Source organism: Streptomyces filipinensis (genome assembly GCF_014649495.1).
Lineage (GTDB): Bacteria > Actinomycetota > Actinomycetes > Streptomycetales > Streptomycetaceae > Streptomyces > Streptomyces filipinensis.
This window is the reverse complement of record NZ_BMTD01000038.1, coordinates 1-24,990: the sequence shown is the minus strand read 5'-3', so window position 1 is coordinate 24,990 and position 24,990 is coordinate 1. Positions and strand designations below refer to the sequence as shown.

At 69.0% G+C, this 24,990-nt stretch carries 23 protein-coding genes and 1 pseudogene; 14 read left to right on the top strand and 10 right to left on the bottom strand.

Features of this window, described 5'->3' with window-relative positions:
- Window positions 1-138 precede the first annotated feature (138 nt).
- On the top strand, window positions 139-828 hold the full coding sequence (locus IE244_RS40810) for a replication-relaxation family protein (protein WP_191878636.1): 690 nt from the start codon (window positions 139-141) through the stop codon (window positions 826-828).
- Window positions 829-1,040: 212 nt separating this feature from the next.
- On the opposite strand, the gene IE244_RS40805 is transcribed toward IE244_RS40810, so the two are convergent.
- Entirely contained in the window at window positions 1,041-1,523 is a 483-nt protein-coding gene (locus IE244_RS40805; RefSeq protein ID WP_444545083.1) for a helicase associated domain-containing protein, read from the bottom strand.
- Between the two features lie 577 nt (window positions 1,524-2,100).
- Between IE244_RS40805 and IE244_RS40800 the strand changes: the two genes are divergently transcribed.
- The 4 genes from IE244_RS40800 (at window position 2,101) to IE244_RS40785 (ending at window position 5,731) form a co-directional block, all read left to right on the top strand.
- Window positions 2,101-2,910 (top strand): hypothetical protein, encoded by an 810-nt coding sequence (locus IE244_RS40800; RefSeq protein ID WP_191878634.1) that lies wholly within the window; start codon window positions 2,101-2,103, stop codon window positions 2,908-2,910.
- A 62-nt stretch (window positions 2,911-2,972) separates the two neighbouring features.
- A complete protein-coding gene (locus IE244_RS40795) occupies window positions 2,973-3,713 on the top strand; it encodes a hypothetical protein (RefSeq protein WP_191878633.1) in 741 nt (246 codons plus the stop codon).
- Window positions 3,714-4,711: 998 nt separating this feature from the next.
- Complete coding sequence (locus tag IE244_RS40790) at window positions 4,712-4,945, top strand: hypothetical protein (RefSeq protein ID WP_191878632.1); 234 nt, start codon at window positions 4,712-4,714, stop codon at window positions 4,943-4,945.
- A 9-nt stretch (window positions 4,946-4,954) separates the two neighbouring features.
- A complete protein-coding gene (locus tag IE244_RS40785; protein WP_191878631.1) occupies window positions 4,955-5,731 on the top strand; it encodes a helix-turn-helix domain-containing protein in 777 nt (258 codons plus the stop codon).
- A gap of 52 nt (window positions 5,732-5,783) precedes the next feature.
- Here the strand turns inward: IE244_RS40785 and IE244_RS40780 are convergent, their stop codons facing one another.
- The 5 genes and pseudogenes from IE244_RS40780 to IE244_RS40760 all read right to left on the bottom strand — a co-directional run bounded on the left by IE244_RS40780 (window position 5,784) and on the right by IE244_RS40760 (window position 9,173).
- Complete coding sequence (locus IE244_RS40780; protein ID WP_191878630.1) at window positions 5,784-6,479, bottom strand: alpha/beta fold hydrolase; 696 nt, start codon at window positions 6,477-6,479, stop codon at window positions 5,784-5,786.
- Between the two features lie 163 nt (window positions 6,480-6,642).
- Window positions 6,643-7,418, bottom strand: a pseudogene (locus IE244_RS40775) (IS5 family transposase); the annotation flags it as partial.
- 404 nt (window positions 7,419-7,822) lie between these two features.
- Window positions 7,823-8,620 carry a hypothetical protein gene (locus tag IE244_RS40770; protein WP_191878629.1) on the bottom strand — a complete coding sequence of 266 codons (798 nt, stop codon included), beginning with the start codon at window positions 8,618-8,620 and terminating at the stop codon, window positions 7,823-7,825.
- A gap of 11 nt (window positions 8,621-8,631) precedes the next feature.
- Window positions 8,632-8,919, bottom strand: coding sequence for a hypothetical protein (locus IE244_RS40765; protein WP_191878628.1), 288 nt, complete (start codon window positions 8,917-8,919; stop codon window positions 8,632-8,634).
- A 2-nt stretch (window positions 8,920-8,921) separates the two neighbouring features.
- Window positions 8,922-9,173, bottom strand: coding sequence for a hypothetical protein (locus IE244_RS40760; RefSeq protein ID WP_191878627.1), 252 nt, complete (start codon window positions 9,171-9,173; stop codon window positions 8,922-8,924).
- Between the two features lie 868 nt (window positions 9,174-10,041).
- On the opposite strand from IE244_RS40760, the gene IE244_RS40755 reads away from it, so the two are divergent.
- On the top strand, window positions 10,042-10,296 hold the full coding sequence (locus tag IE244_RS40755) for a hypothetical protein (RefSeq protein ID WP_191878626.1): 255 nt from the start codon (window positions 10,042-10,044) through the stop codon (window positions 10,294-10,296).
- Window positions 10,297-10,688: 392 nt separating this feature from the next.
- On the opposite strand, the gene IE244_RS40750 is transcribed toward IE244_RS40755, so the two are convergent.
- The 3 genes from IE244_RS40750 to IE244_RS40740 all read right to left on the bottom strand — a co-directional run bounded on the left by IE244_RS40750 (window position 10,689) and on the right by IE244_RS40740 (window position 12,743).
- A complete protein-coding gene (locus IE244_RS40750) occupies window positions 10,689-10,880 on the bottom strand; it encodes a hypothetical protein (RefSeq protein WP_191878625.1) in 192 nt (63 codons plus the stop codon).
- Window positions 10,881-11,323: 443 nt separating this feature from the next.
- Window positions 11,324-12,457 (bottom strand): helix-turn-helix domain-containing protein, encoded by a 1,134-nt coding sequence (locus IE244_RS40745; RefSeq protein WP_191878624.1) that lies wholly within the window; start codon window positions 12,455-12,457, stop codon window positions 11,324-11,326.
- Between the two features lie 16 nt (window positions 12,458-12,473).
- Window positions 12,474-12,743, bottom strand: coding sequence for a hypothetical protein (locus tag IE244_RS40740; protein ID WP_191878623.1), 270 nt, complete (start codon window positions 12,741-12,743; stop codon window positions 12,474-12,476).
- An 866-nt stretch (window positions 12,744-13,609) separates the two neighbouring features.
- Here IE244_RS40740 and IE244_RS40735 point away from each other — a divergent pair.
- From IE244_RS40735 to IE244_RS40705, 7 genes are all read left to right on the top strand, one after another.
- A complete protein-coding gene (locus IE244_RS40735; RefSeq protein ID WP_191878622.1) occupies window positions 13,610-14,185 on the top strand; it encodes a hypothetical protein in 576 nt (191 codons plus the stop codon).
- Between the two features lie 181 nt (window positions 14,186-14,366).
- The gene (locus IE244_RS40730) at window positions 14,367-15,065 is read left to right on the top strand and encodes a DUF6292 family protein (protein ID WP_191878621.1); all 699 of its coding nucleotides are present in this window, start codon (window positions 14,367-14,369) and stop codon (window positions 15,063-15,065) included.
- A gap of 190 nt (window positions 15,066-15,255) precedes the next feature.
- The gene (locus IE244_RS40725) at window positions 15,256-15,771 is read left to right on the top strand and encodes an asparagine synthase-related protein (protein ID WP_191878620.1); all 516 of its coding nucleotides are present in this window, start codon (window positions 15,256-15,258) and stop codon (window positions 15,769-15,771) included.
- A gap of 169 nt (window positions 15,772-15,940) precedes the next feature.
- On the top strand, window positions 15,941-16,303 hold the full coding sequence (locus tag IE244_RS40720; protein WP_191878619.1) for a hypothetical protein: 363 nt from the start codon (window positions 15,941-15,943) through the stop codon (window positions 16,301-16,303).
- A 214-nt stretch (window positions 16,304-16,517) separates the two neighbouring features.
- Window positions 16,518-17,270: a hypothetical protein gene (locus IE244_RS40715; RefSeq protein ID WP_191878618.1), complete on the top strand. Its 753-nt coding sequence runs from the start codon at window positions 16,518-16,520 to the stop codon at window positions 17,268-17,270.
- Window positions 17,271-17,642: 372 nt separating this feature from the next.
- On the top strand, window positions 17,643-20,729 hold the full coding sequence (locus IE244_RS40710; RefSeq protein WP_191878617.1) for an SEL1-like repeat protein: 3,087 nt from the start codon (window positions 17,643-17,645) through the stop codon (window positions 20,727-20,729).
- A 531-nt stretch (window positions 20,730-21,260) separates the two neighbouring features.
- Window positions 21,261-21,452, top strand: a complete 192-nt coding sequence (locus IE244_RS40705; protein WP_191878616.1) for a hypothetical protein — start codon at window positions 21,261-21,263, stop codon at window positions 21,450-21,452.
- A 4-nt stretch (window positions 21,453-21,456) separates the two neighbouring features.
- On the opposite strand, the gene IE244_RS40700 is transcribed toward IE244_RS40705, so the two are convergent.
- Window positions 21,457-23,334: an ATP-dependent nuclease gene (locus IE244_RS40700; protein WP_191878615.1), complete on the bottom strand. Its 1,878-nt coding sequence runs from the start codon at window positions 23,332-23,334 to the stop codon at window positions 21,457-21,459.
- 561 nt (window positions 23,335-23,895) lie between these two features.
- Between IE244_RS40700 and IE244_RS40695 the strand changes: the two genes are divergently transcribed.
- A partial coding sequence (locus tag IE244_RS40695; protein ID WP_191878614.1) for a hypothetical protein occupies window positions 23,896-24,990 on the top strand: 1,095 nt, incomplete at its 3' end.

Below are 24,990 nucleotides of genomic sequence, written 5' to 3'. Positions count from 1 at the left end.
GGGGGGGGGGGGGGGGGGGGGGGGGGGGGGGGGGGGGGGGGGGAGCCGGCCGAAGCGGTCGCTGCCGCGCAGGCCGCCGTCGACGCGCCCGACGGGATCGGCACCCTTGCCCCCTACGCCACCGAGGTCGCGCTCCCGGTGAAAGGCACCTGGAAGAACCCCGCGATCGGCAGCGCCCGCGCCGATGTCGTCCTGATCGCCCCGGAGGCCGGGGCGCCGCTGCTGTTCATCGAGGCCGACAACTGCACCGAGGAAGCCGTCCTCATCGCCCAGAAGTTCGACAAGTACGCCCGGTTCTTCCAGCGGCAGGAGAAGGACACCGACGGCATCGAGAAGCCGCTGTGGCGCACCCGCCGGTCCACACCCGCCTGTGATGAGTACGAGCGGGTGCACCCGCCGGTCCTGCTCGTCTTCCACCAGGTCGGCCAGCGCTACGCCAAGAGCCAGATGGCCAGGGTCGCCGACCTCACCCGCCACCACTGGCAGGGGCGGTGGCATCCCGAAGCCGAGCACCACTCCTACGACCGCTGCATCCCGATCGTGGCGACCACGCTGGAGGAGCTGCGCGAACACGGCCCGGCCGGGCCCGTCTTCTGGCGCTTCGGCCACGACCACCGCCAGCCGCTGCTGGACGCGATCGGCAACGCCCGCCGGGACGCCTACCTCGCCCGCCGCCGCCAGGCCGCCAGGGAAGAGGAGCGGCGCCGTGCGGAGCGGGAAGCCGCGCAGCGGGAGGCGCGGCGGCCGGTCTGCGCGGACTGCGGGCAGAAGTTCACCGACGCCAAGTGGGAGGCGATCGGCTACACCCGGGACTGGAGCAAGTCCTGACACCCCCAGGGGGCGTCCTGCAGGGCGCGCCAGGCGCCGGTCCAGGCGGACTGACGCTTATGGGCACTGTGGTCACCGTGATCACCTCCCGGTGACCGGGCGTTGTGTGGGGTCCGGGTACTGGGGAGCCCCGACCCCACACGCAACCGCAGTCGGTACGAGCCGGCTGTGGCGGTGGGTGATGTCGTCAGCACTCCACCCTCCGAATCCCGTCATGCCGCCCAGTTGAGTCCGAGGTCGGCGAGGGCGGCGAGCTTGTCGGTGGTGAGCTTCGCGCGCCTGGTCTTGGTGTTCGACAGAAACACTCCGAGCTTGACCTCGGTCCCGTCCTCCAGCCGTTCTACGTGGCCCCTGGGGACGGTCACCGACCCGGTGCGTGCCTTGTACTGGGCGAGGGCTGCCAGGCCTCGTTCGAAGGCGCCAAATCCGCCTCTGGAGGGCTTCTCGAGTGCTTCCTGTTCCGGGGGCAGGGGCGCGGTGCCGAGTTGCTCCAGGTGCTGGCGTTGGCCGTCCGTCAGCGCGTCCCACGTCCCTGGCTGGCATTGTTTGGCGAGCCATCGTCCGACGTCCATGCCGTGGACGGTGATCCCGGGCTGGAGTTCGGTGTGGCCGGTTTCGTCGCGTAGGAGTTCGCGGACGGCGGCGTAGTGGCGTTGCCAGTCGGCGGGCCAGTCCGGGTTCCAGTCGGGGTCGATCGCGGTGAGTGCGGCTTCCCGTTCTGGGTGTCCTGTCAGTGCGCCTGGTCTGCGGAGGTTGGAGAGCTATTGCCCGATCGGCCGGTCCAGGGCGGTGGCGGTGCGTGGTGCGCACAGGGTCCAGTGCTGGTCGTAGTACACGCGGGCGGCGGCGAGGTTCTCCTATGACAAATCCACGAAGGATCACTGTGTGAGTGATGCGTTGAGCTGCTGATCTAGTGATCGTTGCGGGATTCCTGGCCGTATAGATCTGAGCGGGGGTTTCCGTGGAGGTTCACGAGTTAAGGGGCCCTCTGAAGTGTGAGTTCAGTGATCGTTCCGGGATTTGGTGATCGTCGAAGGATTTGTTACTGCGGGTGGATCAGACGGAGGCGAGTCTGTGCTGGTCAGGGGTGGTGTAAGGAGTCAGGTGGGCCAAGAGCGCGGCTGCGGGCGTTGTCGGTGGTGACGAGCTGGTTGGCTGGTCTTGTGCATGGAGGTTGATCTCCGGGTATCCGTGATCAGGAGGAGGACCTGGCAAGGTGCCCGCCGTACCGTTTCCCGGCGGGGTGTCAGTGGGTGCTCCTAGGCTGTGGACATGACGTCAGCGAGGTCCAAGCGCCCGGTCGGTGAACTCCCGGGCGATCCCGCCCGGTTGCATCTGCACTATGGTCACGGGCATCCCGCGGTGCCGTACGACTTCGAGGACACTTTGGAGTCCTGGTACGTCAGGGTCACCTACGGGCTGGCGGGTGACGAGGAGTGGGAGGACGAGAAGGGCGAGGAAAGCCGTGCTCCCGCTGAGGGCATCGAGGTCGGGCATGTGATGTTGTGGCGGCTGCGTGATGACAGCGGTGACAGTGGGTGGGAGGCGGCGGATGCCGAGTCCGGTGATCTCGAGGTCATCGCCTCAGCCGTTCTCGGTCGGTCTGGACGCGCGGGCTACAGTGCCGCGTTCGAGAAGGCCGTCACCCACCCCGTGGGTGATCTGCTGATCCTCGACCGTGTCCATCTCGACAGGGCATGGAGGGGCTTCGGGCTGGGACCGATCCTGGCGGCTGAGGCGATCCGCCGGCTGTCCGGCGGCTGTTGTGCGGTGGCGGCGTATCCGGCCATGGGTGAATACCCCGAGGACCGCGCGCAGGTCACCGAGGCATACCGCCGTCAGGCGAAGAAGAAGATTGCCGCGCTGTGGGAGAGCATCGGCTTCCAGCGGTTCCGCCGCGGGGTCTGGCTCCTGGACACCGCCCTGCGGCAGCCGGAGGAACTCCTGCTCGCCCGTCGCTCTGAACTGCACGCGCTCAGCGCGGACTTCCAGCGGTGCAGCCTCTCTCGGAGCGGTCCGGGGGACGCTGTGAACATCGTGGAAGACGGCAGCGAGGTGTCAGTGGGACTGCGTACGATCTGACCCTTCCTGCGGGCGCTGCAGCGCAAATGGGAAGGCACACCGACGCGGGGGAGCGGGGCATCATGGGGGAGCAGCAGCCGACGGACGGGAACATCCAGGACGCGCTGGAGTGGGCACGGCTGCGTCTGACGGAGTTGGGCTTCTTCAAGACGCAGGACGGACTGCGGTGGGCAGCCGCTTACGGGCTGGTCCGGTCCGTGTGGCGCAACGGCCCGATCGAGAACGCGCATGCCTCACGGCCGACCAGTCGGCGCAAGGCATTGCACGACGGGACGATGTTCGCCCGCAACACCTGGCTCACCCGGCAGGCATTCGACGTCCTGGGCTCCGACGACCAGTTCCGTCTCTACGAGCTGGAGGATCTGGTCCTGGACCGGGACCATGTCTGGCCGGGATGCGAGGGAACCCTGACGGACTTCGGCTGGGGATTCCTCGGAGACATCAAGAAACACGCGAAACAGCGCATCGACATGCTCGCGCACTTCGAGCAGAGGCTGTCGCCGGACGACTTCCTTGTCTTCGCCAGCGCACCTTGGTTCGGGTTCCGCGACGACCACTACGGGATGCCGAGATGGCCTGCCTGCGTGGAAGCAGCGGCGTGCCGCCTGCGCGGTGAGGACGAGGAGTTCTGGCATGCGGAGGGCGACTGGATGACCCGGATCGGCCCGGCGCCAGCTGCGGTCACCGCGGACCTTGAGACAACCCGGGAACTGCTGCTGGAGTCGCCGTGGGAACTGGGCGCCGAGAACCTGGACTGGTTCGCCTGGAACCCGATCCTGCGACCACGCTGCACGCAGGCCTAGTTGTTTCCTTGGATCACTCTGCTCAAGCCCAGCGACCATGATGGGCCGTCGATCTTGCCGAAGCTGGCGCAGGCATGGGAGCAGCTACCCAGGACGAGACCCCCATCGGTCTCGCGCTGCGCAGTAGCCGCTCACCGGGCGCGGGCGAACCGCTGATCTGCCTTCGAGATTCGCATAGGCAGCTTCTGGTGCCGAAGGCGGCTCGGCGGGGCACGCGCTCCAAGGCGGTTCCCGCGCGTGCACGTTGGGCAGAAAGATCTGGCCTGAGTGAGGAGCGGTTGCTTCGAGCTGCTGACTGTGCTGTATTCGGGCTTGGCGCGCGATGTCCTTCGGTACATGAACGTACGGTGCGGGACCGCGTTGTCGGCGCCTGCGCGGCCGGTGACGTGGCGGGCCTGGACGAGGCTTGGACCGACGGCATCCTGCCCGACCTGGGATCCCAGTACAGGCCTACGAGTTCTGTACGAGTGTGGGCTTCGCCGCCTGACCGCACGAGCTCCCGCGCACAACACAGTGCTGTCCTTCGCCGTCTCCACGGCATGGCAGAGGGCCGACCTGGTGCAGGTCGGCCCTCACCGTTGGGCCGGGTGCTGCCACGCACGCCGGTGCCCGAAGGTTCTGGCCCGTTCGGTAGGGAGGAGCCCGCAGCCGCCGGGGGAGTTGGAACCTGTCATGGAGCGTCGCATCCCTACCTGTAGGGGTGCAAGCTCGCCGTGCTGAAGCTGGGTCGCAGGTGCATCAACCGTACGGAGCTCCGTACACCGCGTGAGAACAATGCAGGTCAGCGGGACTGATCCGCGGGGATTAGCTGCGCAGCTGGCCAGCAGAATCCCAGAGGGGCCCGTGGACGCATCAACTGTTGGGGTCCTTAAGGGCCATAGGGCACCATGCAGTTACACCCCCTGGACGTGCCACCGTTCAGTTGTGGTGAGGAGTCCGCAGTCGCTGGCGGCGACACCCACGAGTGCAGCCGCCCTTGATCCCAACAGGGAGTTCGTATGAGCCGCAGGCGCCATGCCGCAGGGGGGCATACGCCCGCCCCGCACCGTCTCACCGGCACCGAGACCGCCGTCATCATCGTCATCGTCCTGACCAGCACCGCGCTCGCGTGGAGAGGCACGGATTTGGGCACCGTGCTCCACCTGCTCGCCGGTGCCGGTCTGATCGCGGTGGGGGCGGTGGTGACACTGCGCTTCGGCCGCCGGGTCCCACTGTCCCTGCCGGCGGTTTGAGGGGGCATCATGGGACGTCCCGAGAAGCCGCTCGTCACGCTCAACCTGGGTCTCCTGGATCTCGCCAGGTGGCTGCGTGAGATCCGTACCAACGCCCAGCTCACGTACGTCGAGCTCGCGGCGAAGACCAACAACGCGTACTCGGCCACCACGCTGCAGCGCGCTGCGAGCGGCAAGCGCGTCCCGCGCCTGCCGGTAGTGGAGGCCTATGCCGTGGCCTGCGGCGGATCGTTGGAGCAGGCCCGTCGGCGCTGGCGCAACGCACGCGTCGTGGAGCACGGCACTGTGCACGCGCTCGGCAGCGCGCCCAGGCCTCGACTGGTCGAGAATGCGGCGGAACTACGTGCCGCTCTGCGTGAGATGTACCACCGGGCCGGTACGATGCCGCTGCGCGAGATGGAACGCCGGGCCGGTCTGGGGCGCCTTCCTCGCAGCACGATGCGCCGCATGCTCGACGGCGCCACCATGCTCAGCAAGGACCAACTGCTGGCCTTCCTCACGGTCTGTGACGTGCCCGAGCGTGAGCACCAGAACTGGTTGGACGCTCTGTCCCGGGTGTGGGACAAGAGGCACTCCTGGTACGACAACGAACTCTTCAAGAACCTGCACGAGCCCGCCGAGCAGTTCATCCGGGACGAGTGGAACCACCGGATCGAACGCAAGCCCCCGTCAGGGCGGGGCCGCTTGACGAGCAACGCGGGCGCGCAGCGTTCGCAGTTCGCTCGCGGCCGCCCTGCCAACAAGAACGGAAAGCGGCTGAAGCTCGGTTTCACGACTACCGGGTAAGAGCGATTGAGTCAGTGGGCGGACTCGACCTAGGGCGTGTATCGGAAGTGGATCAAGTCGTAGTGGTGAGTTCGACGAGGTGCTGGGCGGTGCCAGCAGGATCGATGATCTGATGGAGGTGTGCGCCGGGCAGGTGTGCCACGGCCCAGCCGCGTTCGCGCGCCTCGGCGGCAAGGTCGTCATACGGAGGACCGAACAGCAAGTAGGAGCAGGGATGGTCATCCCAGCCGTCGGGGACCGGGATGTGCTGCTCGTAGTAGGACAGCGGCAGGGTGGGCTGCTCCTCAACGACTGTCTGCCGCACCAGCGGATCGGAGAACATGGGTGCGACGTCTGCTTCGTCCCACCAGTCGGTCCAGCGCGGGAGCCTGCCGTTCACAGCCATCGGGCGTAGGAAATCGAGCAGTTCGGGTGTGGCGACGGGGGTCGGGCCGGTCCGGGCCGGCAGCGCGGCATCGACGAAGACCGAGCTGGTCACCGGATGGTCGAGGCCCGAGCGGATGGTCGGGAGGAACAAGCCTGCGTTGCTGTGTGCCACCAACGTGACGGGGTTTCCGGCCGGGACCTGCCGCAGATCGTCGCGGACGGCGTGGACGATGCGGGGCCAGAAGGGCGGAGCACCGGCGCCTATGTGCAGCAGGGACGGCACCCGCACCTGGTTTCCCGCCGCCGTCAAGTGTTCGGCCACAGGGTGCCAGGTCGAGGGACCTACGGACGGACTGTGCACGAGAACGAAGATCGGCTGCATGTGACGATCCTGTCGCCCATGCCTTCCGAGGCGCGACAGTCTTGGCTGACAGCAGAACGCATCGCGCCGACGTAGCCGATGCGTCTTCACAACAGGGCGTTCACAGCCATTCGTTGATTGCGGCGATGAGGACAGTGGCCTCGTAGCGGACCGCGAGCTTGTCGTACCGCGTGGCCACGGCCCGGTGCCTCTTGAGGCGATTGATGCCGCACTCGACCGCGTGCCGAGCCCGATAGTCCTGCGGGTCGAACTTCGGCGGCCTGCCGCCGCGCGAGCCGCGCTTCTTGCGGTTGCTGGCCTGGTCAGCCTTGTCCGGGAAGGTGCAGCGGATCCCGCGACGACGCAGGTAAGCGCGGTTCTTGCGGGAGGCGTATGCCCTGTCGGCGCGCACACGATCGGGTCGGGTGCGCGGCCTACCCGGCCCAAGACGCGGGACACGGACCTTGTTCAGGACCGGCTCGAACTGCGGGGAATCGCCCCGCTGCCCGGCCGTGATCACGATGGACATGGGCTTCTGGCCCTGTTCGACAGCCAGGTGCAACTTGGTGGTCAGACCGCCACGCGAGCGCCCGAGCCCGTGGTCGTCCGGCTCGACGCAGAAGCCGCCGGGCGGCTCCTTCTGAAGCTCCCCTTTTTCCTCGCACCGGCGGCGTGCTGGTGGGCCCGGCACACTGTGGAGTCGACGTTGATGTCCCATGTGATCAGCTTTCCCGCGTCGGCCCAGGCCTGGAGTTCGCTGAAGATCCGATGCCAAGTGCCGTCCCGCTGCCAGCGGCGGAACAGGTCGTACGCCCGGCCCCACGACCCGTACTCGGCGGGCACATCCCGCCATGGGATCCCGGTGCGGACCCGGAACCGTATGCCGTTGATCAGCTGCCGCCTGGCCCACGTCGGCGGCCGTCCGGGCTTCTTACCCTTTGGCAACAGCGGCTCCAGCACCGCCCATTGCGCGTCTGTCAGATCTCCACGTGCCACGAACCAAGATCATCTCACGCTCGAGATCCACTTCCGATACACGCCCTAGCAGTGCCACCGTCAGGACCTCCTTGATGACCCACTTCACCACGTCCGCAGCCGAGTTGATGATGTCCCCGAGGACGGAGTCCCACACGGCTTTCCACGCCTTGTGGACTTCCTTGGACACGGCCTTGCCGATGGTGTCGCACAGGCCGAGTGGTCCTGGCCCGTGATGGCGTCGACGACGTCGTTGACGGCGCCGACGCCGCCGTACTCACACGCGAGGGATGCGCCGCTGCCGATGACGTCGGCGGACGCCGGCTGCGGCGCGGACAGCGACAGCCCGAGGAGAGCGGCCAGCGCAAGCAGACAGCCGACCAGGCGTCTCACGATGCCTCCCGGATGGCTGTCCATCCGGAAGTGTTGAACTTCTTGTCGCCCGGAGCGGCGCCGGCCGGCGCGGTCTGTCCCTGCGTCTGCTGCTGAGCGCTCACGGTCGCCTCGGCCGAGATCTTCCAGTCGCCATGCTCCCATCGGGCAGCCTCGACGCTGCGCGTGTAGGTGACGCCTTCCTTCGCGGTCTCGCCGTTCTTCTGGGCCACGCGGCTCAGCAGCCAGGCGCTGACCTCACCGGACGACTCCTTGATCACCTTGAATCCGACCACCGTGGTGCGCACGTACGCGCCGGACGGCAGGGGGCCGCCCGGCTTCGCGCCCATCTGCTGGTGCAGCGTCTTGTCGGACTGCTGCCCACCCAGCTCCACCCGCTCGGCGACCGTCTCGCTCTGGTCCTCGGCGGCGATGTACGAGTGGTACACGCGCAGGTGCTCGTCCACCGTAGTCTTCTGCTCATCGATGTTGGTGGACTGGGCGGCCGCAAGCATCGCCACCGCGCCATCGGTGGTGTGCGGGAACCCGACCTGACTGCTGTATTTGTCGGTGCGCTCCCCCCGCGGAAGAGCGGCCCACCGATCCGGTTCCGTCCAGCCATCCGGCGCCTGATACGTCGGCACGGCACTGGCCTTGCTCGACGCGGCGGGGCTCGCGCTCTTCCCCTTGCCCGCCTGCGAGCCGCCGTCGCCGCCGCTGAGCGCCGCATAACCGGTCAGGCCCACCACCGCGGCGAACGCCACCCCGGCGGCCCACACACCCGGCGTGTTCCAGGTTCCCCTCGTCCGTGACATCTCTTGCCACCCTAGCCCGCGATGCCGTTGAGGATCGAAATCAGCGACCCGGCCAACACGATCGCCGCAACACCGCCACCCATCCACTTGAACGGCTCGGATCCGCCCCCGTGCCGGGAGTTGTCCGAGACAGCCAGCTTGTAGACCCCCATGCCCACGCCGCCCGCACCGGCAAGGATGATCAACCAGAGCCCGTACCCGAACAGGTCGGACACCGGTCCGCTCATGCCGTCGATCGGCTTGGGCTTGGCGCCGGGGATGATGCCGGCGAGCGTCACCAGCTGCGTGGCAGCGTGCATGCTCATTTCCCTTCCAATTGGCGCCGCAGCTTCACGGCAGCGGCCTGAACGTCTGTGTGCTGCAGGGCCTCCTCGGCCCCCTCCACCGCCCGCAGGACCGGCAGGTAGGGCACAATCGCGGTGCCGGCCAGGCGCCCTTCCAGCGCCTTGTAGCGGTAGCGGGCGGCCCGCACCGGCCGCACCGGCGCGTCCGCGATCAACACCAGCCACGGGCGGGGCAGCGCGGTCGTCCAGCCGCGCAGCATGTGCTCCACACACACACACCGCGCCGTACACCGTGGTGCCGGCCAGCAGCACCGGCCGCGCCGCGTACGGCACCGGCTCGCCCGCGTGCAGCACCCGGGCCGCTCCCACCCCCTCCGGATCGAGCATCCGGGCGACGGTCGCTTCTGCAATTCCAGAACAGTGCACGGGGATCAGGGCGTACTGGAGCACAACCGCCGCTCTGGCCGACGGGATTGGTGTCCCCTGGTCGGTGGTCACGCCGCAACTTCCCCCTGCCTAGGCACGGTTCAGAAATTGGATCTTGGGCTGTCGGAACTACAGAGGCTAGCGTGCATCACTGACAAACCTGAGTAGCAATTTCTGCACCCACGGGAGGTCAGGTCACACGTGGCTGGATTTGATGGTCCGCGAGCGCTCGCCCAGCGCCGGGAGGCCAGGATCGGAATCGAGGCTCACGCCATCGCTCAGGCCCTAGGCGTGACTCTGGCCGAACTACGCCCACGGAACTCAGCGCTGACTCTGCGTGACATCCGGTGCGCACTCGGACTCACCCAGGCCGAAATCGCCGCCAAGGTCGGCCTAGCCTGACAGATGGTCTCCCAGGTCGAACGCGGGGTGACCGGGGTCCGTAGCCCACAGACTTGGCCGACTGCCTAGGGTCGGTTTTCCCGCTTCGCCAGCGGGGCAGCCGACGAGGACCGAGCCACGTGCCCGGAGGCGGGCGGGCACCGGCCCGCTCTCCTGGCCGTCCACGAGGCCGTCGACGACGGCACCGCCTACCGGGCGGAGCTGTCGGTAGGTGTCGATGAGCCGGTCTTGTCCGACGACCCGATCCACGAGCACGACCTCCAGCTGCCTGACTCCTGGTGACAGGAACTCGCCGGGACGCTGCAGAAGGTGTCGGCCGTCAACACCGGCCGCGTCGCCGTGCGACAGCAGTACATGGACCGGGCGATGCCTCAGTTTGTAGGCATCCCGGCTCCCGTCGTCACCTGCTGGACCACCGCCCACTTCGACGTGTACTGGGCGAACCTCATCGCGTCGCCCTTGCGGCTTTTGGCCTGGGGGGGATGGGGCCGCGCACCGGCGGGCTTCGAGGCCGCCACGCTCTTCGCCTCCACACTTCAAAGGTCTGTTTCCGGCTCTGTGTGATGCCCCGGCAGGTGCCTTCATACCGGCTGGTTGAAGGCCAGTCTGAGCGGTGGTGGCGGCTCTGCTGGCCGGCCTGCCCCCAAGCCTGGGGCCCCCGGGTCCGCCCCCGAGCAACCTGGGTCGTCTAAGGGTTCGGTCCCGGCCCCGTACGGAGCCCCCCGCAGGGGGCTTCCCCCACGCCAGCCAGCGGCCGGCCTTGCGTGCGTGGGGCGGGGGTGTGGCTGTCTTTCGGTGTCCGCGTGGTCGTTGCTGCGCGCGGCGTTCGGGTGCGGCTCGGGGCGGGGTGAGTGGCTTGCCCATGTCGGCAGGCGGTCAGCCGTCGTTGGCCGGGGGAGTCCCGGTCTTGCTGGGTGAAGGCGGCACGCGGACGGTGAGGTCGTGCGGTGTCCTCCTCAGTCATACCCGCGTTCCGGCGACGATGCAGGAGGGCTGCTTCGCATGTTCATGTACCAGCGCATGGCTTCCAGTCGCTCGAGCTCCGCGCGTGCCGTGCGTTCGGCGTACTGTGCCTGGGCGAGTTGGTCACGGGCTTCGCGCATGCGCCCGAGACGGCGCGCGGTGCTCCGCATTGCGATCAGGTTCACGATCGATCTTAGAGAAATACGTGCTGGCATGACGTCCGTCCGGTCAGGATGCTTGGGGATCGACTGTGTCAGTCGGTCCGCCGGTGGCCTAGTGATTTTCCAGCGATTCGCTGGTGTCCCCCTCAGGGCTGCTTCACGCAATGCCCACCTGCCCCTCCTGCTCGGCTCGTGCTCGCTCGATCGGGCTTCCCCACCGGGCCTGGTCCAGCTCGGACGCGACGTCTTGGCCTACTGACCCAGCCCAGCACCATCCGGTGGCGGGGAGTGGCACCCCCGCCACCGGAGGCAGCTGCGGCGGGCTCGGAGGTGGCGGGGAGCGGGGGCAGGGTCCGGGCAAGGTTGCGTAGTACAAGAGCAAGGTCTGGTGCCGGGGTCGAGCACGTCGAGGGTGTCCTGGGTCCGGTGAGCTGTGCGATTTGGATACTTGCTTCCGGGGCTATTCGTTAGCTGGTGGCGGTCGTGCTCCGGCGAGGTCGGTACGCGGCCGTCAGTGCGGGCATGAGCGGTACGGAACCTTGCTGCACCCGTGCGGAGGGGCCGGAGCCGCCGACCGGTGCGCGGGGTGCCCGCACGCTCCCGCCGCCGGCCTGGGGTCCGTCGTTGCGGCCGGAGGCGGACTTCGCTTCGAACACCGTGTACCTGCCGTCGTGCACCACGGCCATGTCCGGCTGCCAGGGCGTCAGGCCGTTTGTGCTCTTGCCGTTACGGGCTGCTTCCGATGTCAGGTAGGTCTGCACGCCGCGTACGACGACCTCCTCGAACGCGGTGGGCGGCAGCAGCTCGATGAGCCGCCTCCACCGCTGGTCGTCGGCACGCACAGCCGGCCCTTGGTCCGGTGAGGCCGGGCCGCTCGCAGGAGCGGCCGTCATGCGGAGCAGGCGCCGCAGCGCTGCCCGGCGCCGAAGCGCGTTCCACTCCTCCTCGTGCAGCTCCTGCGCAGCCGTGGCCGTGGCGGGGGCCGTGCTGGCCCGAGACCACGCCTGCTTCCATTGCTGGAGCGTGCGCTGCCCGGTGATACCGCACCCCCTCAGGAAGGCCTCGCAGTGGTTCCAGGCGGGGAGCTTGACCTTCCGGTTGACGATCCGGCACAGGGTCCCGAGGGGAAGCAGGAACACCTCGCACTCGCTGGGGACCCCATCCGGCTGGGCGACCGTGCCGGCGCGGAGCTGGACGGTGCGCAGCGGTGGCGCACCGGCGTCCTCGTAGACGGCCGCGAGTGCGGCGGTGAAGTCCTGGCGGGTGCGGATGCTGTGGACCCCGGGAGCGTGGAGTTGGCGCAGGATGCCGCGGTCCTTGGCCCGGGCCCGTTTCCGCAGCTGAAGCGCGTTGTGCTCCTGCTGCGGGGTGGCGCCGCAGCCGCGTACATACGCTACGACGGTGGTTTCCTTCGGCAGGGTGTGACCGCCGGCTGCGCGCTTGAGGGTGGCGGCTGAGACGGCCAGGGCCGGATCGCCGAGCGCGGCGGTGCGCTCGGCGAGGTCGGCGAAGGTGAGCTGGGCTTGCTGCCGCAGGTTCTCCAGCATCGAGCCCAGGGCGGCACCGGGCGAGCCGACGGGGGCGGTTCGCACCGCACGCATGGCCCTCGCCCTCCTTCTACCGGCGGGCGGCGGCGTTCAGCGCCGCCGCGAAGGCCTGCAGCAGCAGCCAGCCGCTCCCTCCGACGGCGTAGACGGCGGCGCCGATTGCCCCGCACCCGGCGAGGAGGACGAGCACGTCACACACCGGAATGCCGGTGGCGGCCAAACCTGCGCCAAGGAGGGGGAGGACGCTGATGCCGAAGGCCTGCGCGGCGGTGACCGGCGCCCGGGACGGGCGGCCGCGGCCGCGGGCGGGCGCGGGGGCGCCCTTGAGGGTGGTGGACATGCTGGACTGCCTCCCTGGCAGACGGGCGGGACGCCGACGACTTCCGATGCCGACGACCCGCACAGGTGATGTGCTACTGGCCGCAAAAACCGGTGCGCCTAAGGCAGTTGACGCTGCCGCGCCCCGGTGCAGTGCAGGATGCCACGCCCCGCCACACCCGCGGGGATCCTCGGCTCACAGGTGTTCCAGGCGCCCCATCAATTGCCCACCGGCCGGAACGAGAGCGTCCGGCCGACCCGCAACTTGCCGACCAGTGCCTTTGCTGGGCCCGCCGGACAGGTCGTCCCGTCTGCGGGCTCACCCGTGTTCCACGTTGCCTTGCCGCGGCGGGCCTGGGACGGGGAACCTGGAGACCAACCACGTTCGAGCGTCGGGGTGGTGTGGGGTGTGGTGGCCCCAGCAGACTTGCTGGGGCCACCACACCCCACACCACCCCGACCTCGCACCTCCCTGACACGCTACTGGCCGCAAACCGAAGCAACGCAGGGATACCGCAGACCGGTTGACGCCGGGCTGCACCGGCGGGACCGGCCCCGACAGCGGGTCGGCCCCGCCACACTTTCTCCGCGGGCAGCTCACGTCCCCGCAGCGCGCCTCCCGCATGCTGCCGTCCGCTCCCGCCGACTCACCACCGTGGGGCGGCAGCGCCGACTGCGAATCTCACGCTGCGGGGCCGGGATCCGCCGTCCCGGTCCCGCACCGTGTACCCGGCAGGGAGGCACTCCCGGCTGGCGCCGGCTGCGCTGTTTTTCGTCGGTCTTCTTCGGTGTCCTGCCTGTACACCACGTGGCATAGGGATATGGACCGATGCCTTCATTGCGCCTGCCGAGCCGGCTTTGCTGTCACGGAAGGAGTTCGGTCAGCTCGTGGTCGACCTGGCGCGCGAGCGTGTGGTGTGCACACCCTGGGCGCTGCTGGCGGGCGAGCTGTGTGTCAACGCGAGTTTGAACTGGGGGAGCGTCAGTGGGCAGGTCCGCTGGGAGAATCCTGAGATCGGCACCGCCCTGCATTCTGAGGAGTACCCCGAAGGCCTGCGGGACGACGATCCGCCACCGTGGGGCGACTCGCACGAGCGCGCCCGTCTGCTGGCCCGTGGCGAGGCGATTCTCGACGTGCTGCCGGCCCTGGAGCAGGCGGCGTACGGGAAGGAGGACGTCGCGGTCGTCTTCTCCCACCTCGACTTCACCAACCGGGCGATCGTCGACTACTTCCAGTTCGAGGACAAGCGCACGATGCTCGTTGCCTTCGCCCTGGCCCGCCCGCAGAACCGACCCCTGTCCACGAACGACGGCTGGAAACCCCATGAACCGGTGCACCTTGTGCGCACGTGCCTGGTACACACCTTCAAACTCGCGATCGACGATGGTCCGCTTCCGCCCCTGACGTCCATTGCCACCCGGCATTTCGGCCCTGCCCTGGTCAACGGCGAGACCTGGGGCTGAGTAGCGTTCTTGGAGTCCAGCCCGCTTCGCAGAGCTGTCCTGGGCTGAGCTGCCGCAGGGCGGAGCCAGCCTGTGGCGACTCGGACCAGCGCGGGGCCCGAAGAGTGCTGCTGCTCCTTAGGCTGCGGCTGAGTGTGGGGTCGGGGTGGCGACGTGGAATTCCTACAAGAACGATCCGCGGGTGGCTGAGCACCGGGTGTTGGTGGCGGGGGTGGAGCACTGGCCTCGCCGTGTGGTGCGTGCGTACCGGGACGGGCGTCCGGGCCGGGGTTCGGCGCGGGCGGGCGGCCGGCCGGCGGGCAGCGGGGACCGGGTGCCCAGGGAGCAGCTCCAGCGGAGCATTGCCGGGCTGCTGGATGCGGAGCCGGCTGTGACCGCGGCGGCGGTGGTGGAGGAGTTTGGCGTGGCCATGACGACGGCGACGGCTGCCCTGGCGGCTGTGCGGGGCCGGCGGATCGCCGATCTGTTCGAGGAAGAGCCGCAGCTGTCCCCGGTGCAGGCGGCCGAACGCCTCGGCTACCCGCTCATCACCCACCGCCGTGCTCTGGCCGCGGCCCGCTCCGAGCAGCGGATCCGCGAGGCGCGCCCCTACGTCTGCAGCGTGGCGCAGGCGTTGGTCGGGGCCGGGCTGGCGGAGCCGGACGAGCCGGAGGTGGTGGGACTGCCCAGTGGCGCTCTCGCGGCCGCGATCCGGCTGACGCCGGGCCAGGCAGCGGCGGTGGTGGTGTGGGACGAGCGGTTCGGCTGGCGTACGTCCGGCAGCCAGCGCCATCCCTTCGGCAAGGACACCGGGGCGCGCCCGCAGGGCGAGGGGATCCGCTACCTCACCGACCAGGCGCGCCCCGTGCCGTCCGCCGTCCTGGCCGCCCTGCGCGGCTGAAGACCCCGCTCCCGCCTGCGGCTTTCCGCGCCTTCCTGCCCCCACCACGGGCCACACTGACCCATTCGAGCGCGCGTCCGTCTCCAGGGCCCGTGCCGGGCGCAGCAAGGCGCGGAAGGCCGCATGCCAGGGCGCGCCTGAGTGGGGGCGCAGCAACCCATTCGGAGTCGAGCGGCTTCCTGTGCGCCCTGTGGCTCCGGCCGCCCGTCCGGGCGGGCGGCGGGCGGCGTTCGCGGCCTCGGTGGGGGAGTTGACCGAGGGTGTGGAGACGATCGGGGTGGCGGTCTCGGGCGGGCTGGATTCGCTGGCCACGCTGGTGCATGCCTGCCGGGTGGCCGACGGGCGCCGGGTGATCGCGTTCACCATCGACATGACCGACGACGACGGGCGCAGCAGCGTCGCGGTCGTGCGCACCCTGCTGCGCTCCCTTGCCCTGGAACACGTACGGCTGGAGGTGATCTCGCCCGAGGACCGCAGGGCCGCGCCGTGGTCGGCACTGGGACCGCGCCGTGACGCGCTGCCGGAGCTGAACGCGGCGGTGGCCGCCCGCGCTGCCGAACTGGGCGTGGGGTGCTGCTGTCCGGTGACGGCGCGGATGAGCTGCTGGGCGTGCCTCGCTACGCCACGGGGGCGATCGCCCGGCGGCACGGGGTGCGGGCGGCGGCCCGCTACGCCGCCGACGTGGCCCGCTCCGGGCCCGGCGTGATGGGCGAGGTGCTGGCCGCAGGGTCGCGTCTGCTGCGCCCTGTACGGCGGGCAGGGGCCTATTTGTCGCCGACCGCATCGCCCAGCACACGGAAGCGGGCCGCTCGTGGGCGCAGGCCGACGCGCACGACGCGTTCTACCCCCACGACCTGCTCCCCGCCGCAGGCGAGGTGCAGGAGGCTTTTCCGTACCTCACGGAGACGTTCCTGTCGGCCGCGTGGGCCCTGCCGCTGGCCGACCGCTACGGCCCGCAGCTGCCTACCGCCTACTGGCGGTGCAAGGCACAGGTGATCAGCCTGATGCCGGGCCGCGTCGTGCGGGCCCTGCCGCGCCGCAAGCAGTACTACACCCGCACCCTGGCCCGGCGGGCGGCAGCCGCCATCCCCCGGCCGCCGCTGCTCGCCGCCGACCTCGGCCTGATCCACCCCGGCCACCTCGCCCGCGAGCGGGACCCGTCCGTCCTGCTCGCCGTCGGGGCCGTCGAGGAATGGCTGCGAGGCGCCGTCGAGCGCGGCGCCACCCTCACGGCCTGACCCTCACCCCCACCACAGCCTCAGGAAGGCGCCCAGGCGCCTTTCTGAGGCCACTACTCGCTTCCTGGACACAGAGAGGAGCACCGCGCGATGGTCGTGTACGTGAGCCCCACACTGGGCGTGAACTTGCGCCCCCTACGCCCCGACCGACCAGACGGCGGTCCTTGACCTGATCAACGCCGACCGGCTCGGCCAGCCCCTCACCACCCAGGCCATGCTTACCGAGGCGCTGGCGGGCCGCTCGGGCGTGGATGCTGGCTGGTGGGCCGAACTCGACCGTCCCGCCACGTCCGTGGCCACGGACGCCACCGGAGCCGTTCTCGGCGTCATCTCCTACGCGCTGCGGCCCAAGGACACCCACGGCGTCATCCTGTGGCTGCACTGCCACGAGAACCAGACCGTGGCCCGCACCCTGCTCCACCACGCCGCTACCCAGCTGGCCCCCCGCCCCCTGGAGGCCTTCCAGTTCGCCAGCGCCCTCACCCTGGGCCTGGAAGCCCTCCCCGTACGCCACCGCCCTGCCACCCACGCCGCCAGAGGCAGGGAGGCAGGCGTGACTTTCACTGCTGAGTCCTTCGTCGGCCGCGTCCTGGCCGTCGTCTCCCGCCGCTCGCCGGGGTTCCGGCCGCCCCGGCCACCTTCCAGGCCGAGCCGGCCCACTTCCGCTTCGGCTCCAGGCCAGGAATCTTCGGGTGTGCAGGAGCCTGCACCGGCGGGACCGGACCGCTCGCATCCGCCTGTGCCCACGCAGCCGACCCTGACCGAGCTCATGGCCCAAGGGAAGTCCGCACCCGCAACCTGGCGACTCATCCACCGAGGTCACCTGCTTGCCGCGGCGGCCGCCATGAAGACCGCCGCAGACACCACCGTGGATCTTGATGGTCGGCGGGAGAGTGTCAGGTGGACATCGTCATCTGAGTGTCAGTGGCGCTGCCTCAGCGACCTGGTGATTGGCACTGACGGGTGATGCTCACCTGTTGCTGACGTGAGTGACGAAAGGCCAGGTCATTTTCACGCCGACTGCTATAGCGGGTGCAGAGTTTGCGCTGGTCAGAGACGTGGCAGCCAGACTGTGAGGGTACCCGGTCCGGTTGGTGGTGCGGAACTGCGGTGTGGCGAGCGCGGGTTAGCCTTGGCGGTCGGCGGAACGTGGACGGTGGCAGCGGCCAGGCTGCTGGGGCGGTCCGGCGGTGTCGCTGCGGGGGAGGGGCGATGGTGTGAGTTGAGGCCGTATGTCGGTGAGGCCCCGTAGGCTTTGAGGGTTCCGCTGTAGGGGCGGATTCCTTCACAAGGGGTGCGGGTGCCGGCTCTTCCTCCTCCCAGCGCTACGGGTGTGCGCGTGGCTGGGGACACCTATCAGTGGCTGTACGTGTGGGAGGGGTGCGTCCAGGCCTACAAGGACTCGATGGACGGTGCCCGGGGCGCGGTGGTGGCGGTCGGTGTCGAGGTCACGGGCGCCGGCAATGTGGACGATGTCGTCTACTACTACGCGGATGGGAAACCGACCCGCTACGCGCAGGTCAAGTACGCTGCGGACGCGTCGACCGCGGTGGGGGAGGAGTACCTGTTCAAACCGAGCGCCGACGGCGGACCGTCGATCCTGCAAAAGATCACCAGCTCCTGGCAGACCCTGACCCGGAACGGGGAGCAGGTCCAACTGGCCCTGCTGACCAATCGGTCGCCGGATCCCGCAGACGTCCTGTTCAAAGGCCGGGACACGCGAACCGGTCTGCTGCGGCCCCGGGCAGACCAGCAGGGACCCCGCTCAGAGCGGGGACAGGCGCGCGCCCGCTGGGCCGCTCACGCCGGGCTCGACGAGGCTCAACTCCTCAAACTCCTGGATGTGTTGGAGTTCCATCTGGGGCGCGACGAGCCGCTCCAGCGCACCCTCGTTTCCCGCCTGATGCAAGCCGCCAGCCTGCAGCACGACGAACAGGCGATCATGACCGGCATCCAGTGGGTCACCCAGCAGGTCATTGGCGGCAAGCGCGAGCTGTCCCTCACCGACATCCGCGCGGCGGTCAGTGAACTCGGCCTGCTGGCCAGTCGCTCGGCTGGGCCCGACACCCACCGGCGCGGCGAGGCGCTGGTCGCAAGGCCCCGCCCGGTCACCGCCTGGCAGCCGGACCGCCTGGGCGTGCACCGGGCCGTCCAGGAGCACGACGGCATGAAGCTGCCCCCTTACATCGAACGGGACCACGACGGCGTACTGCGCCGCCACTTGCACATGGTGGCCAGCGCGGGCGCAGGCATGGTCGTCGTGCGCGGGGACTCCTGCACCGGCAAGACCCGCTCGGCCTGGGAAGCGGTCACGGCCTGCGTGCCCGACTGGCAGCTGTTGTACCCGAAGTCCGCCGCCGGACTGCGCTCGTGCCTGCAGACCAACGTGTTCACCGGTCCCACGGTGATCTGGCTGGACAACGCCCACCATCTGTTCGCCGAGGCGGACGGCAACCGCGCTGCCGAAGACCTGCTCGCACTGCTGGAACAGCCGCCCGCCCCGGTCATCGTCCTGGCCACCATGTGGCCCACCCCCCTCGACGCGCCCGGAACCAACCCCAAGAAGAGGGGCCGGACCCGGCACATTCACTCCCTGTTCGATCTCGCCCGCACCGTCCACCAGCCCAGCGCTTTCGACACCCTCGGGCTCGACCGGTTCGAGACCCAGGCCCGCAGCGACGGCCAGTGGACCCAGGCAGCCGCCCAGGCACGCGCGAACGGTGAACTGTGCCAGCGCCTGGCGGCCGCCCCCGAACTTCTGGACCGCTACCGCCATGCCGACCACACACCCGGCAAAGCGGTGGTGACCGCAGCCGTCGAAGCCCGCCGCCTGGGCGTACGCGGACCGCTTCCCCTGGCCTTCCTCGAGCACGCCGCCCTCGGCTATCTCAGCCCCGACCACCGCCGCAAGCTGGACCGGCAGACCTGGTTCACCGACGCCCTCGCCTGGGCGCGGACCCCGGTCAAAGACGTCGTCTCATGCCTGCAGGGCGTCCTCGCGCCCGACGGCATCGGCGAGGCAGCGGACCTAGTCGACCTCAGCGACATCATCGAGCAGCAGATCGCCCCCGAGCGCTGGGGCATAAAACCCCCGGCCGCACTCTGGCAGGCCGCCCAGTCAGACCTGACCGACGGCGGTGACCTCGAAGCCCTCGCCCTGCAGGCGTTCGCCTTCGCCCGCTTCCGCATCGCCCGGGACCTGTACGTCGCCGCCCTCGACCGCGGAACCTTCTCCGCCTTCGAAGGCCTGTGCTTCTCCTACACCGAGACCCAACGCATGCGCACCAGCCAAGGCCTGAAGGAACTGTGCGACCAGGTCGACCGCCTCTGCGACGGCGGCACCGGCCTCGCCGACCTGGGCACCGCCCTCATGCAACTCGCCCTCGCCGGCGAAACCGTCGAGTACGCCGACACCCTCCAACCGCTCATTGAAGAACTCCTGACCCGGTCCTGCCGCGAAGGCAACCGAGACGCCCACCTGGCGCTGGAGCACTTCCTGCATGCCCAGGGCCGTCACGGCGAAGCCGAAGCTCTCACTCCGCCGCCCGAGCCCCCGGCACCGCACGACCCCGCCCAGGTCCTGCACGATGCTGCCGCAGGCGACGCGACCGCCCTGGAACGACTGCGGAAGGTTGCGGACAGACGGAACGAGACTTTCCACCAGATCGCGGCCGCCGCCTTCAGCGACAGCCCCGCATTGTGGAGTTGGCCCACCAAACTCGCCCGTGCGGGCGCCGCAGAACTGGTCGAACCGCTGCTACGCGCCGCGACCGACAGCGGCGACCGGCAGGCCCGGCAACGGCTGGTGAGCCTCCTCGATGACCAGGAACGCACCCATGAGGCTGATGACGTGCTCCGTGCCGTCTCCGCCACCGACATGTACGCCCTCAACACCCTGTTCCACCGCCTGTGGCCCCACCGCCCCCGGACCGCCCGGGAGGTCCTCACCGAGGCCGCGCAGGCGGGCCACATCCTGAACGTCCTCACTGTGCTGCGGCCCCTGACCTACGGCGGACGCCTTCCCCGTGATCGCCGCTTCGCTATCACCGCCATCCGCGTGCTGGCCCGGCTCGGCTACGAGCCCGCCCAGGTCCAGCTCGCCCGAACCCTGCTGGCCGAGGCGCACGAACTCGAACGGGAGAAGACACCACACCACGACCTCATTGCCCGCAAACGCGACGAGGCGCACCAACTGCTGCGGCAAGCAGCCCCAGGCCACCGTGAAGCCCGCAGTCTCCTGGGTCGGCTGGCCGAGCAGGAGGACAACTACACGCAGGCCGCCGACTGGTACCGCCAGGCCATCGACGTCGGCGACTACGAGATGTTCCCCTCCCTCCTACAAGCGCTGCACCAGGGAACACCGCCGAACGAGGATGAGGTTCTCTACGGCCTCGACGCCGACGGCACCCTGCTCCCCCCATGGTGATGTCGCGGCCCGTCGGCACAACAGCGACATGCTCCGCAGCCCTGTCTGCGAGCCGCCAGATGATCAGAAGGAACACCAGTTCCCACGGCGCCGAGGTGGTCGCGGGTGGGGTCAGTGCGGCGACAGGCCAGTGAGCGGGGACGAGCCCGCCGGGACATATGACGTCTGGCTTCGCAGGGCCGCTGGAACTGTCACCTCCGTGGCCCGCACACGTGCTGCCCCACGCTGGACACCGAGCGACTGAGGCCCGAGTCGTCACCCCTCGCCTGGGCGGGGGACGGATACGTCCAGTGGCGGCGTCCTGGTGGCCAACTGGAGCGACCTGCACTCAGGATTTCGGCAGGGTTGTTCCTGCGGGCCGGGGGAAAGCCAGGAACAGGCCGTGTCAAAGGAGACTGGCGGTTGGAGAACGGGGCGAGGGCGAGCCCGCCGCCTCTGTGCCTCACGGGCGATCGGAATGCTTGATTCCGCATTGTCAGAGGGGTGTGCGAGGCTGAGTTCACTGAGTCGGACGTAGGAAGGCGGAAGGCGATGCGGACCCCCATCGTGCGCGTTCGGCATGCCACCTCACCCCCGCCCAGCGGCTGCCGCTGGTGCGGCGACCCGCAGGACAGCCACGGCTCGCAGTGGATCGCATCGGTCGGCATGCACACCTGGGCCGAACCCACACGGGAGCAGCGTCTGCAAAGGATGCGGGCCCGGCGTTCGGCGGCGCGGGCCTGACCTTTCAGTCGTCCTCGTCCCACGGGTGCGGGCCGGCGTCTTCGGCGATGGAGATCGCCTTTTTGAACACGCTGTGCAGGGCTTCGGGGACATCGGAAGGCTTCTCGATGTACTCCATCAGGAAGCCGACAAGCTGCTCCTTCTTCGGCGGGGCATCCTCGGACCCGTTCCTGAACAGGGCGTGCAGGCCGTGACTGAACTTGGGCTCCCTGCGCAGAGCGTCGATCTCCTGCGCCGTCCACACCCGGCCTTGCGCGGCCTCCTTGTGGGGCCACTTGTCGTTGGCGACGCGTGCCCACAGTTCTCCGCTGAAGATGTCCTCGAACTCGTTCGGGTTCCCCAGGTAGATGCACTCGGCGGGCTTGAAGCCGTTGATGCTGAGACGGTCGTCGTTGAAGAACTTCTGCTTGTCGCGCTTGGAGTCCCGGTCGACGATGAAGGCAACGGTCCGCTTGTGTTCCTTGAGGAACTTGGCGAACTTGAGGGAACCGTCGTTGCCGCCGCACGACCACAAGGCGATGCCGGCGGACTGGATCGGATAGCCCATCGCGATGCGGAAGAGACGAGGGAAGGCCGCGTACTCGGTGGGCCCCTCCACGCCGATGAAGCACTTCTCGTGCAGCAGCACGCTGTTGCGGAACCCCAGCGAGGCGGCCATGTTGGACATGAAACGGCGCACCTCCTTGTCCGTGCCCTGCGCCGTCAAGGACTGGATCTCTGCCTGCCCGTCGCTGCTGCCGAGGTGAACCACATCCTGGATGTCCACCCCGTCGATCAGGTTCAGCGAGTGCGTCGCCACGATCACCGAGGAGTGGGAGGCCCGGGACGACGTCTCGATCATCTTCATGATGCGCCGCTGGTGCTCGTAGTCCAGATGGGTGTCCGGCTCGTCGTAGGCGATCACGATGTCGCGCCGGGGCGGAGCCTCCTCGTTCGGGATGGCTTCCGCGGTCTCCAGCAGATCTCGCGTGCTCTCCCACAGTGCCAGGGCGATGCGCCGGGAGCGGCCCGCTCCCGCTGACTTGAGCGGTACCTCCCGCTGCCCGTTGATGGACGCCGTCATCTCGATGGCGCCCACCGAGGGCTTGAACTGGATGCGCGGTTGCAGGCTCAGGCTGTCCAGGCCGCAGCGCTTCTCGACCTGCCGGCGCAGTCTGTCCGCATCCGCCTTGAGGAGCTCACCGAACTCGTCCTCCAGCTCGGTGATCTTCTTGAGCGTGGACTCGTTCTTGGCGTAGTCGCGCAGCTTGGCGGTGAGGATGCTGCGCACGACCGTCTCGGGGGACTCTGCCGCGTCACCGCGGAAGTAGACCATGCCGGGCATGATGTCCTGGATCTCGGCCGGCGCGGAGACCCACTCCATCACCGTATCCAGGCCCGCCGCGTACTGCTGCAAGGGCTCAAGCCAGCTTGCCTTCGCGGTTGTTCGGCCCGTGGCCTCCACTCCCACGCTCAAGGCGAGCTCCTTGAGGTCGGCCAGGTTCATGCAGTCCAGTGCCCGCAGACGGACATCCCCGCATACCGGCAGTTTGGCCTCCAGGCCGGTCTTGCCGTCCGGCGTGAAGCGGCGCCGGATCAGCAGGGGCGAGGCGAGAGCGTGCTGTTGCGCCTCCTGGTCGGACAGCTCGAAGGCTCCTTCGACGCAGATCTCCTGGGCTTCTGGACGGGGCTGCACCTCGTCCGCTTCGCAGTCCCCGAAATGCGACAGGTCGCCGAAGTGGATCTCGACCGCAGGCTCGTCGAGAAGGAAGGCGATGGCATCCAGCACAGCGGTCTTACCGCAGTCGTTGTGCCCGGTGAGAACCGTCTGCTTGCGGATGGGGATTCCCTGGATGTCGACAAGGGAACGGAAGCCCTTCACGCCGAGCTCAACTAGTTTCAACCGGTGCCGTCCTTGCCGTTCTCACTCCCACCCGGGCGTGTCCATCGCCGTTCAACACCCGTGTGAGGTCCCGTACATGCTGCTCCTTGCGTCACTCTAGTCGTCAGATTTCCCAGAGCACATCGATAGCTGTGCGCAGCGCGCCACCTGGATGCGAACAGGCCGCATATCCCGCTCCACCGTGCTACGGACCACGCGGTCATCCTTGTCCGAGGTGAGCATCGCGGCACGCCGCTGCCTCTTTGCGGCTCGAGTCGGCTGCCGCCTGCGTCGGTCATCGCCGGGATGGCCCGGACCGGAGGGCGGCGCCCGGTGCGCCACGTCCGTGAGGCGAGAGCGGACCGGGCGCACCGGGGTTGGCCGGCCGTCCGACGATTCTCTCGCCCGCCAACTGCGCTCTTTCCGCCACCAGTCAACGACCCTTGCGCCGCGCCATGACGCAGGAAACGAACGGTTCGCCACGCTCGGCATCCGGTCATTGACCAGCGGTACCGCCTCGGGAGTACACCAGTACTCTGGGCGCGTGGCGCCCCGCCAATGGAGCGTGCAGTGGGGGGATGTGTGAGCTTCGAGGAAGAAGTCGTTCAGGCTCTCGGCAGGGACCGGGCTGACCGTGTTCAGGCGGCAGCCCGGCAGTTGATGACGCTGGCCGACGACGATGCCCAAAGCACGCAGGCCGCGGTCCACATCAATGTGCCGCTGCACGCCCACAATGCCCATGACGCGACAGCCGAGCTCACCGACCTGCTCAACGCGGCCGCACCGGAGGAGACCTGGACGTTCGTCACCGTCTCCCATCCCGACGGCACGTGGTCGGGCAAGGCGAGCCCGTTCATGCAGGACACCACCGCGCTCGGCTCACGGGACTGGATTGCCCATTTCGCCCTGTCCGACCTGCACATGAGGATGGCGGCCTGGCGGCTGACCCAGCTGTGGCGTGCCGCCGAACTCGCCGAGCAGACTGTGGAAGCCCTGGGCCGCTGGCGGCTGCTCGTCGCGGCCGCATGCTCCCGCTCCCTGCTGGAGGGCGCGGCCGCCCTCACTCACGAAACGACCCTCCTCCACGAGGCATGGGACACGTTCAAGAAAGCCGGCCCGCCCACCACCGACTCCCTCACGCGGTTCAGCGCCGACCTCAACAACCGCTTGGCCAAACTCCAGTACGCCTCACGCGTCGGACAAAGCGCCGGCCGGCCGCCCGTGCTCCAGAGCACCAACGTGATGACCTACATCAACAAACTGGCCAAGAACACCACCACCGTCGACGTGCTCGACCTGTACGAATGGCTGTGCGACGCAGTCCACCCCAGCTTCGGCTCCGCCACCACCCACACCGTGCTACGGGCCTCGGACCGGCCCAAAACCCACGCCATCGAGCACTACGCACGCCGCCCCTTGAAGCCGCTCGCCGCTTCCGGCTACGTCATGCAGCCGACCGTCGCCCACGCCGCCGCCGACGCCCTCGTCCTGGCCGCCGAAGTGGTCGACAGCAGTCTTTCGCTCGTGAAGTGGACCATGGACGACATCGGCCTGACGGCAGAGATCCACGGCCTTAGACGCCGTTTCTTATGGCTCTGGCGAGGGCTGGGCGGCCTGGGGAAAGCCCAACTGGTCCAGCAGCACGCTGAAGAGGTCCTCCACAAAGGTGTCCCGCGA